We start from the raw sequence: 13,438 nt of genomic DNA, 5'->3' as shown, positions 1-13,438 counted from the left end.
TCTTGTTAATAAGTTATCTGGATGGTTAACAAGGTATACCTAGGGCATTAGGGAACAAGGAATGTTGCGACTTCTATCTATCGTTTTATTGGTTTTTACTGGGTTTAACTGCGCTTCTGCTGCTGAGCCGGTGGATTTACGTGTTTTGGCTTGGCCGGGTTATGCCGATGCAGATATGGTGGCGGCATTTGAAAAGCGTTATAAGGTTAAAGTTAAAGTTAGCTACATAACCAATGATGATGAAATGTGGCTGAGAATGGGCCATAAAAATGGCGAGAACTATGATGTTTTTGCGGTAAATACTGCCGAGTTACAGCGCTACATTGATGCCAAATTAGCTAGCCCGTTAGATCCACAAGCCATTGGCAACATGGCCAAACAACTGCCTCGTTTTACGTCTTTACAGGATATCCCTGGGGTTACTCGAGATGAGCAGGTATACGCAATCCCCTATACCTATTCTGAAATGGGCTTAATCTACAATAAAAACTATTTTGAACAGCCGCCTACTAGCTGGAATGTATTGTGGGATCCTCAGTATCAAGGGAAGATTCTTGCGTACAACGGCAGTGCCCATAACTACACATTAGCGGGCATGGTTCTAGGTGTAGAGAATCCTTTTCAGCAAACAAATCAGCAGCTAAAACTAAGCACCGAGCAGTTATTGGCTTTAAGACGTAATGTATTAACCTTTTATAGCTCTCCAGAAGAAGCCTCAGAGTTTTATAATCAAGAGTCGGTAGCTTTAGTATTTGCTAACTATGGGGCTCAGCAGCTCAAACAGTTGCAAGATGCTGGCGCAGACATTGGATATGTTATCCCGCAAGAGGGTGCCTTGGCTTGGTTAGATTGCTGGGCAATGTCGAGTGGTGTAAAAAACCAAGACTTAGCCCATAAGTGGATTGATTTCACCTTAGAGCCTTGGGTTAGCCAGTTGTTAACCGAGCGCCAAGGCTTAGCGAATACCATTGTGCAAGACACTCGCTCGCTACCAGAAGACAAGATCATTTGGCTCGAAGAAGTGGAAGACCATCAACGCCGCAGTGAGTTTTGGGAAAATATTCTTAGCGGCAAAACCTTGCAGATGATGAGCCTGCCATGATCAACTCCATTTCTCTTCGTTTTGGTCTTTGGTTTGCTGGCTTTGGTATTTTGGCGTCGGTGGTTACCGCCGCGGTTAGTTATCATGAAAGCCGTGGGTTGTTAGCCGAAAGTGCCGAGCGAGAGTTAGCCACAACCACTCAAATCCTTACCCGAGAATTTAGCAGTAGCATTGATGAAATTACCAAAGATGTATTGTTTTTAAGTTCTATTCCGCAAACGGCCGGTTACTTCGAGGCCGACAATAAGCTGGTACTTTCAGAGCAGCTAAAAGATATTTTTAAGCAAAAGTTAAGTTTAAATCCTTCTTATTTCCAAGTGCGTTTTATTGGTGCTGACAATTTTGGTCGCGAGTTGATTCGAGTCGATAGACTAAGTGATGGCTTGATAGCTATTCCCGCTGCAAGCTTGGAAGAAAAAGCGCATTATCCTTATGTTTTTCGTACCTTGCGTTTAAATGCCGGCGAGAGCTATTTGTCAGATGTAGATATTCACAATGAAAAAGGTGTCGAGCTGGGCCAGCATCAACCTACCTTAAAAATTGCTTCGCCAGTATATGTTGAGGGTAAAGCCCGCGGTTTGGTGGTGGTGAATGTAGGTTTGGAAAGTCTGTTTAGCCAAATGCAGGCCGATTTGCCCGAAGGTGTGGCTATTTATTTAGCCAACCAAAAAGGAGACTATTTAGTTAATCCAAATCCTGATAAACAGTTTGGTTTTCATTTTGGCCATCGCTATCTAATGCAACGTGACTTCCCTCAGATGGAAGTACTGTTTAATGATCTGCAGCCAAGAACCTTTGTGCTAGACCCCTCCGCGGTCTACAAATATGAGCGAGCGGTGTCTTTCACTCCCTTATTTTATGGACCTAAATCTAGTCCAAAAATGGCAGTGCTGGGCCTAGCAAGTCCACTGCCTAGTCTCAGCCATATTATGGACTCGTTAGCGGGCTCGATGATCAAAGTTTGTTTAGCGCTGAGTTTAGTTGGGCTACTTACCTCCCTGTTATTTGCTAAGGTTTTGTCCCAGCCTATTCGCAATATGATGGTAGCGGTAAACTCTTTTTCTAAAGGTAAATTGCCTGCTGCCCAGCTTTTACCTAGCGAGCGTAAAGATGAGATTGGTTTATTGGCCAATACCTTTAAAGCCATGTCGCGGCAAATTAATAAGCAAATTGTTGAGCTTAAAGACAATGAGATTAACCTGCGCCACATGGCTAGCCACGATAGCTTAACGGGTTTGCCTAACCGCAGTTTGTTTTTGGAGCAGCTACGAGGCTCGATTCACCGCGCTCAAACCGAACAAAATAGCCTAGCGGTGGTGTTTATCGATTTGGATAACTTTAAGCAGGTTAACGACAATTTAGGCCATGAAGCCGGCGACCTCTTGTTAAAGCAGGTTGCAACAGTATTGCGAGACTCTATCCGGTCTGGCGATTCGGTGGCCCGCTTTGCCGGTGATGAATTTATGCTGGCTCTAGAGTCAATTTCTGAGCCAGAAGAAGCCAACGATGTAGTGAATACTGTGCTGCGTCGTTTAGCCCAGGAAGTAAGCTTAGGGGTGCATATTCAGCCCGTTTACGCCAGCGTAGGGATTAGCATGTATCCTGCTGATGGCAATGACCCAGAACTATTGGTGCGAAATGCCGATGCGGCGATGTATCAAGCTAAGTCTAAAGGGCGCAACCAATTTAGCTACTACGCCTTAGATGTACCTTCGGCAATAGGCTAAGCCACCTTATCAAAATGACGCTGAATCATACTGGGTTTATTGTCTGTTAGCTCGAAGCTTTTGGCTGCCTCAAAGCCTTGTTGGCTCAGCCATTGAGTCGCGTTAGATACTTCAAGAAACACCTGTTTAGTATAGTGTTGTTCAGCAGGTAGCATCCGCTGGAGTTGGTATTGTTTGAGTGGTGAAAAACTAAATACTTGCGCCACGTGGCTCATTCCCGTTTGAATGCACCATTGCTGCAGTTCACTGATTGCCAGCTCTGCTTCTGGCACTGCTAATTCCCATTGTTCTAACAATACTAAATGTGCCCATGGCGCCGCTAGTGATTGCCCAATACGTTTAAAGTCCTCAGCAAAGTGTTCACTAACCGCTTGATTCCAGGCGCCTTGAGCGCTGGCTATTAGCAAGTTGTCGAGTAGGTAAAGCTGGTAGTCGCCGTGAAGTGGTTCGGTGCTCATAGAGATTTTGGCTAGTTAATAATGTTTAAGTTTAGCCAAGATTGTTAGCTAAGCCAGCCTTTTGCCTTGTAGGTTAGGGCTGGCTTTTATTAGGTAAATTATCAGTTTAAGCGCGCTTCTTACTGGCTACATCCATCCAAACCGCCAATAGCAAGATGCTACCTTTGATGATGGATTGCCAATATGTTGGTACATCCATCATGCTCATGCCGTTGTCTAAACTGGCCATAATAAATGCGCCCATCACTGCGCCAAATACTGTGCCCACCCCACCGGCTAAACTGGTACCGCCAATCACACATGCCGCAATGGCGTCTAACTCGGCAATGTTACCAGCAGATGGAGAACCCGCGCCTAAACGTGAAGCCAAAATTAAGCCCGCCACGCCCACCAATAAGCCATTAATAGCAAATACTGATAGCTTGGTGCGCTCAACGTTGATACCAGATAAACGGCTGGCTTCAAGATTGCCACCAATGGCGTAAATGCGGCGACCAAAGGCGGTTTTCTTGGCCATAAAGGCAGCGGCAAACATCAGCACAACCAGCAACAATACGGGAGTGGGAACACCGCGGTAGTCGTTTAATAGTAATACTGTGCCTAGGGCGAAGATGGCAATCAGGCCGAACTTGAATATATCGCCAGTGACGGGGTTATTGCTTAGTTTGTGCTCTGAGCGAGTTTTACGCAGTTTGCCTTGCCAAGCAAAGAAGACAGCTAACGCACCTACAGTGGTGATTAGTGAGAACATATCTGGCAAGTAGCTTTGGCCAATAATGCCCATATCTGGGGTTGTTGGAGCAACCGTGCTACCGCCAGTAATGCCGATTAAAATCCCCCTAAAGGCCAGTAAGCCGGCTAGCGTAACAATAAACGATGGTACTTTGCGGTAGGCTACCCACCAACCATTCCACAGGCCAAGTAAAAAGCCAGCACTTAAAGTAAGCACAATGGTGAGCGGTAAAGGTAATTGCCACCACACATCCATAATGGCGGCTGCGCCACCCAATAAGCCCATCATCGAGCCAACCGATAAATCAATCTCTGCCGAGATGATCACAAACACCATGCCAATCGCAAGTATGCCGGTAATCGCCGTTTGGCGTAGTAAGTTAGAAATATTACGTGGGGTAAGATAGCTGCCCTCGGTGGCGAAGTAGAAAAACAGCATAATTACCGCGATAGCTGCAAACATCACCAATACTTGTAACTTCATTTTCTTTAAATTGTTCATCAAGCCCACCTTCGTATTGGTGTCACTGATAGTTGTTTCTTGACTAGACATGTTTATTACTCCTCGGCCAACGCGCAGTCCATCACCATTTCTTGGCTCAGGTTTTGATTGTCTAGAAGGCCTTTCAATTTACCTTCATGCATCACTAATACTCGGTCACTAATGCCTAATACTTCCGGCAATTCGGAGGACACCATAATGATGCTGATCCCTTGTTTAACCAATTGATACATCAACTTATAAATTTCATACTTTGCCCCTACATCGATGCCTCTTGTGGGTTCATCAAGGATCAAAATACGCGGTTGTAATAATAAGAATTTGGCTAAAATAGCTTTTTGTTGGTTGCCTCCACTGAGGCTTTTTATGGCCAACTCTGGGGATGCTGTTTTTACTTTAAGGCGTTGAATGGATTGTTCTATGGCTGCTTGTTCAGCAGATTCATTGACGGTTTGGCCTAAGCCACTAAACATGTTTAAACCGGCTAGGGTAATGTTTTGACCCACTCCCATAATTGGCACAATGCCATGGCGTTTACGGTCTTCTGGCACCATGGCAATGCCGTGATTTAAAGCATCTCGATTGTGGCGAATTTTTATCGGTTTTCCATCTAGTTCCACAGGGCATTGGTAAATGCCTTCGTAAGAACCAAATAAACACTGCATAAGTTCGGTACGGCCCGAACCCACTAAACCAGCCACGCCCAAAATCTCACCCTTACGCAGACTAAAACTTACTTGGTCTACTTGTTTAAGATTGGACGACTTGCTCAATTGGGCGTTAACCGGCCCAACTTTGAGGATCGCGTCGCCAATAGGGTGCTCTTCACGGGGAAATAGCTGTTTAAGCTCACGGCCTACCATCATGCTAATAATGTCGTCGGTAGACATGTGTTTAGCATCTTGAGTTCCAATGTGCTCACCATCGCGAATGATGCAGATTCGGTCAGAAATTTCTTTCACTTCGGTGAGCTTGTGGGAGATGTAAACACAACTCACGCCTTCACTGCGTAGCTGTTTAACAATGTCTAACAGTACCCGAGTTTCGGATTCTGTTAGTGGCGCACTTGGTTCATCTAGCACTAATACTTCGGCTTCTTTAGATAAGGCCTTGGCAATTTCTACCAGTTGCTGTTGGCCAACCCCTAATTCCCGAATAGCTGTGTCGGGCGAAACATCAAGTTTTACCCGTTTAAGCAAGTCTTCGGTTTGCTTAAACATCGCACTGTGATCCAGTACCCCGTAACTGGTGATTTCGGCACCAAGAAAAATGTTTTCTAGAATAGACAGCTCTTTAACTAACGTGAGCTCTTGGTGAATGATGGCAATGCCTTTTGCCTCGCTATCGCGAATATTGCGCGAAACAAGCGGCTCGCCTTTATAAATGATTTGTCCTTCGTAACTACCATGGGGGTGAACGCCGGTTAGCACCTTCATTAAGGTGGACTTCCCAGAGCCGTTCTCGCCGCAAAGCGAGACAACTTCGCCACGTTCTAAATTGAAATTAACCCCATTAAGCGCAATCACTCCGGAGAATTTTTTAACGATGTCAGACATCATCAATAAGCTGCTTTGGCTCATCTTAACTCCTAATAAAAAGGGCGAGGCGTTGGCCCCACCCTTTTTTACTGCGTAGTGAATAGTGCTTTGTGGTTATTGATATACGTCTGCTTTGCTATGGAAGCCGTCGGCAATTACTGTTTGATCAATATTCGACTTATCTACAGGAATTGGCGTAAGTAGGTAAGAAGGTACATCTTTAGTACCGTTGTTTAAGCTAGAGTTGGACTCTGGCATCTGGCCGTTGCCCATTTGCACTGCCAGCTCTGCTGCAGTTGTAGCGAGCAGTTTAATTGGCTTGTAAATGGTCATGGTTTGGGTGCCCGCGACCACGCGGCGGCTGGCTGCTAAATCTGCGTCTTGACCAGAAATATGCACCTTACCAGCTAGACCTTGTGCGTCTAATGCTTGAATCGCACCACCTGCAGTAGAGTCGTTAGAGGCAACTACCACATCGATATTGTTGTCGTTAGCAGTTAAGGCATTTTCCATGATTTTTAGGGCATTCTCGGCTAACCAGCCATCAACCCATTGGTCACCCACCACTTTAATATCACCTTTGTCGATCAGTGGCTGCAGTATGTTCATCTGCCCTTGGCGGAATAACTTAGCGTTGTTATCAACCGGTGAGCCGCCCATTAGGAAGAAGTTTCCGTCGGCTTTACGCTCTATCAGTGCTTGAGCTTGTAGCTCGCCCACTTTTTCATTGTCGAAAGACAAGTAGAAATCGATATCGGCATTGTTGATCAAGCGATCGTAGGCTAATACCCGAATACCTTCGGATTTAGCTTCCGCAATCACGTTAGACAATACTTTGCCGTTGTAGGGAATAATGACTAATACGTCTACGCCACGAGAAATCATGTTCTCAATCTGAGAGATCTGGGCGGTTTCATTACTGTTGGACGATTGAACATATACTTTGGCACCAAGTTCCTCGGCTTTCTCAACAAAAAAGTCTCGGTCTTTTTGCCAGCGCTCTAAGCGAAGATCATCGATGGCCATACCAATTTTAACGGTTTTGGCAAATACTGGGGCGGAAACGGCTAACGCGACTGCGCACAATAGAGTGGTCAGTTTTTTCATGTTTTGGCTCCTTGCTTTATAGCTTGTTTTATATTTTTTAGCTAATTGTAGGGTGTAGAGGTAATCCCAAAAACTCATTCCTCGTGAACCAGATTAGGCTTATAAGATACACTCACCAATGATGCTTTTTCATACAGCTATAATGTTTATTCACATTAAGTGTCACTCTGTGATGGGTTTCAAGAAAACGTTTTCTCAAAGGTGCGGCTTTTTAAGAATTACTAAAAGTTGGCACTATAGTTGAGTCACACTTTTACTTATATTTTATTAATTTGATAATAAAATTAATAAAAGGGCGGTGGAAGAAAGTTTGAAATTTTTATAATAAGCTGCTGAATATAAAGATATTGTCATTTTTCACAAAGAGATTTAAGTGAAAGCTTTAGTTTCACTTAAAACGCAGGTAAAAGCTCATATTAGCTGTGATGTTGAAATTCGCCGATTAACTCAATTTGAGCCGCTTGCTCACTAAATGCCTTTAGCGTATCTAAACCCGGCGCTTGCTCTGGAGTATATTGTTTGGCCATGGCGTTGATCCACTGTAAACCAAATTCGCTTTCGTAAGCTGAGCTAAGCACACAACTTACTTGGTTAGCTTGTGCTTGGTCGATAATGCTGGCACAGGTTCGCCAAGGGCCTAATAAACTGGGTTTAATGACTAAGCAGCGCAAACCTTCGAAGTAATGATAGCGGTAGCTACTGTCTTGTAAGGTTTCATCTAAGCCAATGCCTACGCCTGTGCGTTGGGCTAACAACTCACACTGTTGGCTATTCATTAGCGGTTCTTCGATATAGTCGATGCGGCTAAGATCGATATTCTCTAAAACAAAAATCGCTTGGTTCCATATCCAGCCGCGGTTTGCATCTAAACGTAGCTGTAAATCAGGATAGCTGTGCTGCAGTTGCTGAATCAGTTCGAGATCTTGTTTGGGGGATTGGCGAGCCACTTTTAGCTTGGCTAGATTACCAGATTGAGAGTCCAGTACTTGTTGGCAGTAAGCCAAGTCGCCATTCAGTAGTGGGTAGCCAGAAACAATAGGAGTACTTGGCGGTAGCCCTGCCATCGCGCAGTCGATACCAAAGGCAACACTTGGATACAACTTACGCTGAACATGCCCTTGTAAATAGTCGGTAATTTGCTGCTCTGCTTGCGCTAATGTTTCTTCGCTAAAACCGGGCAGAGGGGCAATTTCTCCACGTCCCAAGCGGCCATCACGAAAGCGAATTTCGAGGTAAAGACCTTGGCGTTGCTTATGTTTTAGAGAACCAAGCTGTATGGGTTCAACAAATGCTTGGGTATAGCGACTTAAGGTAGCACTTTGCCAGTTACAGAGCATGCTGAGACCTCTCAAATACTAGAAGTGATGAAGCACTCATCACTCTGCAAATTTATCACTTTGTACGGAATGGCCGCAATAGCAAATATGCGATTTATTATTATGCTTTAGTGGGTGTTTTTAAGCTGGTTGAGTGGTGCAAGTGAGCTATTTGAGTGGATTAGGTTAAATGAAGAGTGGGGCAGAATACTCGCTAAAGCATACGAGGATTCTGCCCTTCACCATTGCCGTTAAGGATTACGTTTAAATTTACTAAACTCAGGCGGGCGTTTTTCGTTAAAGGCGTTACGGCCTTCTTGGCCTTCTTCTGTCATGTAGAACAGCATGGTGGCGTTGCCCGCGAGTTCTTGCAAGCCCGCTTGGCCATCACAATCAGCATTGAGTGCAGCTTTTAAACAGCGCAGGGCCATAGGGCTGTTTTGCAACATCTCACGACACCACTGCACGGTTTCTTTTTCTAGCTCTGCATAGGGCACTACGGTGTTCACTAAGCCCATATCAAGCGCTTCTTTTGCATCATACATTCGGCATAAAAACCAAATCTCACGCGCTTTCTTTTGGCCAACTATGCGCGCCATGTAACTGGCTCCCCAGCCACCATCAAAAGAGCCTACTTTAGGACCAGTTTGGCCAAATTTGGCGTTGTCGGCGGCAATGGTTAAGTCACACATCATGTGTAATACATGGCCACCACCTACAGCATAACCAGCTACCATGGCTACCACAGGTTTAGGGCAGGTACGAATTTGGCGTTGAAAATCTAATACATTTAGGTGATGGGTCCCTTGGTCATCTTTATAGCCGCCGTAATCACCACGTACCGATTGGTCGCCGCCAGAACAAAAAGCCAGTTCACCTTCGCCAGTAAGAATAATCACACCCACTTCTGGGTCGATGCGGGCGTCGTTTAGGGCATGCATCATTTCTTGAACCGTTAAAGGACGAAATGCGTTGCGAACTTGCGGGCGGTTAATGGTGATCTTGGCGATGCCGCAGGCGGACTTATGGTAGCGAATATCTTCGTATCCATTGTCGGCATCCTGCCAAGTTACTGCTGAGCTATCAATTTGGGTCATTCTCTTCTCTATCATTATTTAGGACACTGTACAGTTGTTCGAGAAACAGTGTCGGTTGTTCAAAATGGCAATTGTGCCCAGCGCCTTCAATGATGTGACATTTAAGGCGCGGGTAATCTTGTTGTAGCTGTTTGGCTAGTGCTTGGTATTTATTGTCTAGGCTTCCACCAATAAAATCTAGCGGCATTTTTAACTGACCAAGTTGCCGACTCAGATCTTGCTGCAAACCCAAGCTGGTTGCACGCAACGTTGCGGCAATGCCTTGTTGGTCTTGATGTTGGCGGCGTTGGATAAGCTGCTGCCGTTGCTGGCTAGTTAGGTTGGCAAATACCGTTTGTTGGTACCATTCGTTAATTAGCGTATCCAGAGGCTCAGTTAACCAGCGGTCTGCCCAACGGTTGTCGTGCACTAAGCGTTGTTGGCGTGCATCTTCATCACTTAAGCCAGTATTGGCAGATTCGATAACTAGTCGTTCAATACCTTTGGGGGCGAGTAAAGCATGTTGCAGCGCTAAGCGGCCTCCTAGGCTGTAACCCACTAAATGGTAATGGGCGATTTTAAGGCGCTTTAAGCATGCGGTGAGCTGGTGGCTAAAATCTTTAAAGGCATTGCGTGGTTTAAGCCTCTGCTGGGCGCTCATGCCATGGCCGGCAATGTCTACGGTTACACAATAGTAGTGCTGGCTAAGCGCTGCAATTTGCGCTTGCCAGTCGCTACCGCTACCTAGAAATCCATGCAAAAAAACTAAACAGGGATGTTGGCTTTGTCCGTAAACGCTAAAGTGCATCGTGGCTGGCTACCTGACTAATTAAAGATTGATAACGCGCACTGGCATCGCCTGGAGTAAAGCAGACTTCAATCAAGCTGGCTCCGGCTTGCTGCTGTGCACGCTCAAAAGCATGGTCGAATTGTTCGAAATTTACCACCTGTTGATAAGCTAAATTGAAGGTGGCTGCGGCGGCGGCAAAGTCGACCTGATGAGGCAACTGGTAATACTGTTTGCTTAGCTGTTGATCCTGCGAACAAGTTGATAGTGCTGGTAGCAGATTAAATATTTCACCGCCGTTATTGTTAAACAGCACTATCACCAGATTTTGCTGGCTATTAGCGGCAAGGCTTAAGGAGTTTAAGTCATGCAATAACGAGGTATCGCCAATCACCAAAGTACATGTTTGTTGCAGACCTTCGGCAACTCCTACGCTGGTGGCTAATAAACCATCAATGCCCGACGCTCCTCGGTTGGCAAAGTAATGCTCCGCTTGGCAAGGTTGGCCAAGTAGTTCAAACAAACGCACGACCATGCTATTGCCCATAAACAAGGCTGATTGCGGTTTTTGCTGTGCCGAAATTTGTGTGCATATTGCCAGCTCAGAGTAATCGAGTAAGGCAGTATTGACGTCCTCGCTAATGGCTTGTTGAGCTTGGGTCCATCGCTCTAAATACTGCTGGCTACTGGTGCTTGTCTTAACTGGATGAGCGTGTAGCCAAGCTTGGGCGCTGCATTGCCAGCGCTGCTGGATACCTTGGCCGGGGTTTACCCGTTGCGCTGATTGATCAATTAAATAGTACTTTGCTGAGCTCTTGGCCAGCCATTGGTTGAGGCGTTTCGACACCAGCTTGCCGCCAAACTGAATAATAAGTTCAGCTTGTACTTGTTCGGCAAATCGCGAGTTGGCGAGTAATAGCTCAGCGTGTTGAATCAGCCCTGTGCCTTCTTCAGCGGTTTGCCAATGGCTTTGGCAATCGACTACCACTGGCCAGCCTGCTTGCTGCGCCCAAGCGATAATGGCTTGGCTTTGCTCGGCTGTTTGCTGACCTATTATTACCAATGCTTTGGACTTTTCGAGTAGCTCTGGCCAATGCTGACTAACGACGGGCTGGGAGCTATTAGGGTGTTGTTGGTAATAGGGCGAGCCGCTGTTTATCCAAGCTTCAAGTTGCTTATAAAGCGCAGTTAAATCTTGTTTAGCTTGCTCAGGATAAAAGGGTTCACGGTAAGGGCAATTTATATGCACTGGGCCAGGCGTTTGTTGCTGCAGCGCTAAGGCATGACCCAGCTCGCTGAGCATATTGGCTAGTGAGGCATCAACACTGGGTTCGGCTAGTTGGCCGCTATATACCGGGTAGTTGGCAAACATCCCCTGCTGTTCGATGGCTTGATTAGCACCAACAGCCACAAGTTCCTGCGGTCGGTCGGCGCTAAGCACTAACAATGGAATGCTCGATTGCTTTGCCTCAACCACCGCCGGGTAAAGATTAGCAACCGCACTGCCCGAGGTGGTGATAATGGCTACAGTTTGCTGGCGAGCCTTACTTAAACCCAAAGCAAAAAAGCCTAAACCGCGTTCGTCAAAGTGGCAATGGCTAGTGGCTTTAGGGTGCTTAGCCACCGCTAAAGTTAATGGCGTAGAGCGAGAGCCGGGGGCGATACAAAAGTGCTCTATGCCGTGGCGAATGCAATCTTCTATTAAGCACTCAGCCCAGGCAATATTAATGTTTTTAATCAAGGAGTAGGTCCTTATCTACCAACTGCAATACCGTGGCGATTTTATGGTTAAGCTCTTGCCATTCTTGCTCGGCTTGTGAGCCTGCCACGATCCCTGCACCGGCAAAGGTACTTAAATGTTGTGGGGTAACTAAGGCGCTACGAATAGCCACCGAAAACTCGCTTTGTGCGCCGCTTAACCAGCCAACAGCACCAGCATACCAGCCTCGGGCATAGCCTTCGTTTTTTAGAATATATTGCACTGCAGAAGAACGTGGCAAGCCGCCTACTGCAGGGGTGGGATGCAAGGCCTGCAATAACGAGCGGTCATCTAAGGCAGGGCTAATACGGGCCTGAATCCGCCGTTTTAAGTGCTGTACTCTATCTAGTTTTAGCAATTCTAGATTATCTAAGGTGCGCACATGCAGGCTTAACTCTTTCAAACGGCGAGTTAAATCATCCACTACCAGTTGATTTTCTAGTTTATTTTTGGCGTCTTCTAGTAGCTGTTCGCCCAGCTGAGTATCTAGCTCGCTAGTTTCTCCACGGGGCGCGGTGCCGGCCAAGGCTTCACTGACCAATTGGCTGCCTTCACGAGAATACAAACGCTCGGGACTGCAGCCTAAAAAGCTAGTTACCCCATCAAACTGAAATAAAAAGCTGTAGCAGTTACGTTCTTTCTGTTGCCATTGTTGTAGCAAAGAAAAAGCGTTTATTTCGGCATTTAGTTGCAAATTGGTTTGCCGAGACAACACAACTTTGGCGGTGTGTTGTTGAAAATCTTCGCTGGTGACTTGCTTAACCAAGTGCTGCCATTGTTCGCGACTAGGTTGGTCTTGGCGAGATAGGGCTTTAAGTGGCGTGTGTTGCAGGGCTTGTACTGGTTTTAAGGCAGCAAAGGCCTTTTCGATGCGCTGATACTCTAGCTCTGGTTGATGTTCAAAATTAGCATTGATGAACAAGCGGGTATATTCGCCGTCACAACGTATTTCAAAGCGCGGTAGAATAAAGCGGCGATGTGGAAAGCTAGACCACAGAGCACTTTGGCGAGCAAAGGCAATGCCGCCATAAAAGCGCAGCTGGTTATTGCGTGGGTCTAATTGGTCACACACCGATTGCAGCTGTTCTAAGTCGAGCACCGATTTAGCCGCACCCACAAAGGCAACTTGTTGCTGGCGTTTGTTTTTCCAGTAACCGCGGGTGGTGTGTTGTTGCTGGTTAAGCCAGGCGAGAAGATCGAGCTTTGGCAGTTTTATACAAACCTGCTGAAAACCCTGCTGCGGCAAGAGCCTAAGCTGGTTTATGGCATTTTGAAACTGGCTAGCAGTGAGTCTCACCTTAACTATTCCTGCTCTATTACACCGTTTCAATGTA

11 protein-coding genes are annotated in these 13,438 nt (G+C 46.2%); 2 read left to right on the top strand and 9 right to left on the bottom strand.

The window, feature by feature from the left end; genetic code table 11:
* Positions 1 to 61: 61 nt before the first annotated feature.
* Together K5620_RS20185 and K5620_RS20180 are read left to right on the top strand one after the other, a co-directional pair.
* Positions 62 to 1,102, top strand: coding sequence for an extracellular solute-binding protein (locus K5620_RS20185; protein WP_016403158.1), 1,041 nt, complete (start codon positions 62 to 64; stop codon positions 1,100 to 1,102).
* Positions 1,099 to 2,829, top strand: a complete 1,731-nt coding sequence (locus K5620_RS20180) for a diguanylate cyclase domain-containing protein (RefSeq protein ID WP_016403159.1) — start codon at positions 1,099 to 1,101, stop codon at positions 2,827 to 2,829. Before K5620_RS20185 ends, K5620_RS20180 begins: the two co-directional genes overlap by 4 nt.
* Here the strand turns inward: K5620_RS20180 and K5620_RS20175 are convergent.
* The 9 genes from K5620_RS20175 to K5620_RS20135 all read right to left on the bottom strand — a co-directional run bounded on the left by K5620_RS20175 (position 2,826) and on the right by K5620_RS20135 (position 13,401).
* Complete coding sequence (locus tag K5620_RS20175; RefSeq protein ID WP_016403160.1) at positions 2,826 to 3,287, bottom strand: hypothetical protein; 462 nt, start codon at positions 3,285 to 3,287, stop codon at positions 2,826 to 2,828. The genes K5620_RS20180 and K5620_RS20175 overlap by 4 nt on opposite strands.
* Positions 3,288 to 3,393: 106 nt before the next feature.
* Entirely contained in the window at positions 3,394 to 4,572 is a 1,179-nt protein-coding gene (locus K5620_RS20170) for a sugar ABC transporter permease (RefSeq protein WP_016403161.1), read from the bottom strand.
* Positions 4,573 to 4,577: 5 nt separating this feature from the next.
* On the bottom strand, positions 4,578 to 6,101 hold the full coding sequence (locus tag K5620_RS20165; RefSeq protein WP_221077425.1) for a xylose ABC transporter ATP-binding protein: 1,524 nt from the start codon (positions 6,099 to 6,101) through the stop codon (positions 4,578 to 4,580).
* A gap of 72 nt (positions 6,102 to 6,173) precedes the next feature.
* Complete coding sequence (xylF, locus tag K5620_RS20160) at positions 6,174 to 7,166, bottom strand: D-xylose ABC transporter substrate-binding protein (RefSeq protein WP_016402013.1); 993 nt, start codon at positions 7,164 to 7,166, stop codon at positions 6,174 to 6,176.
* Between the two features lie 416 nt (positions 7,167 to 7,582).
* Positions 7,583 to 8,503, bottom strand: a complete 921-nt coding sequence (gene menC, locus K5620_RS20155) for an o-succinylbenzoate synthase (protein WP_016402012.1) — start codon at positions 8,501 to 8,503, stop codon at positions 7,583 to 7,585.
* Positions 8,504 to 8,733: 230 nt separating this feature from the next.
* Positions 8,734 to 9,579 carry a 1,4-dihydroxy-2-naphthoyl-CoA synthase gene (gene menB, locus K5620_RS20150; protein WP_016402011.1) on the bottom strand — a complete coding sequence of 282 codons (846 nt, stop codon included), beginning with the start codon at positions 9,577 to 9,579 and terminating at the stop codon, positions 8,734 to 8,736.
* Positions 9,566 to 10,366 carry a 2-succinyl-6-hydroxy-2,4-cyclohexadiene-1-carboxylate synthase gene (gene menH, locus K5620_RS20145; protein ID WP_221077424.1) on the bottom strand — a complete coding sequence of 267 codons (801 nt, stop codon included), beginning with the start codon at positions 10,364 to 10,366 and terminating at the stop codon, positions 9,566 to 9,568. Before menH ends, menB begins: the two co-directional genes overlap by 14 nt.
* Positions 10,356 to 12,086, bottom strand: a complete 1,731-nt coding sequence (menD, locus tag K5620_RS20140) for a 2-succinyl-5-enolpyruvyl-6-hydroxy-3-cyclohexene-1-carboxylic-acid synthase (protein WP_016402009.1) — start codon at positions 12,084 to 12,086, stop codon at positions 10,356 to 10,358. The genes menH and menD overlap by 11 nt, the downstream gene beginning before the upstream one ends.
* Positions 12,079 to 13,401, bottom strand: coding sequence for an isochorismate synthase (locus K5620_RS20135; RefSeq protein WP_016402008.1), 1,323 nt, complete (start codon positions 13,399 to 13,401; stop codon positions 12,079 to 12,081). The genes menD and K5620_RS20135 overlap by 8 nt, the downstream gene beginning before the upstream one ends.
* Positions 13,402 to 13,438: the final 37 nt, after the last annotated feature.

Origin of the sequence: Agarivorans albus, from assembly GCF_019670105.1 — a bacterium.
In the GTDB taxonomy this organism is placed as follows: Bacteria; Pseudomonadota; Gammaproteobacteria; order Enterobacterales; family Celerinatantimonadaceae; genus Agarivorans; species Agarivorans albus.
Note: the sequence above shows the minus strand (reverse complement) of the source record. Positions and strands in the feature narration are given on the sequence as shown.

Coding starts and splice junctions, on each gene's coding strand:
- K5620_RS20185 (WP_016403158.1), top strand. CDS start 62: ATGTTGCGACTTCTATCTATCGTTTTATTGGTTTTTACTGGGTTTAAC.
- K5620_RS20180 (WP_016403159.1), top strand. CDS start 1,099: ATGATCAACTCCATTTCTCTTCGTTTTGGTCTTTGGTTTGCTGGCTTT.
- K5620_RS20175 (WP_016403160.1), bottom strand. CDS start 3,287: ATGAGCACCGAACCACTTCACGGCGACTACCAGCTTTACCTACTCGAC.
- K5620_RS20170 (WP_016403161.1), bottom strand. CDS start 4,572: ATGTCTAGTCAAGAAACAACTATCAGTGACACCAATACGAAGGTGGGC.
- K5620_RS20165 (WP_221077425.1), bottom strand. CDS start 6,101: ATGAGCCAAAGCAGCTTATTGATGATGTCTGACATCGTTAAAAAATTC.
- xylF (WP_016402013.1), bottom strand. CDS start 7,166: ATGAAAAAACTGACCACTCTATTGTGCGCAGTCGCGTTAGCCGTTTCC.
- menC (WP_016402012.1), bottom strand. CDS start 8,503: ATGCTCTGTAACTGGCAAAGTGCTACCTTAAGTCGCTATACCCAAGCA.
- menB (WP_016402011.1), bottom strand. CDS start 9,579: ATGACCCAAATTGATAGCTCAGCAGTAACTTGGCAGGATGCCGACAAT.
- menH (WP_221077424.1), bottom strand. CDS start 10,366: ATGCACTTTAGCGTTTACGGACAAAGCCAACATCCCTGTTTAGTTTTT.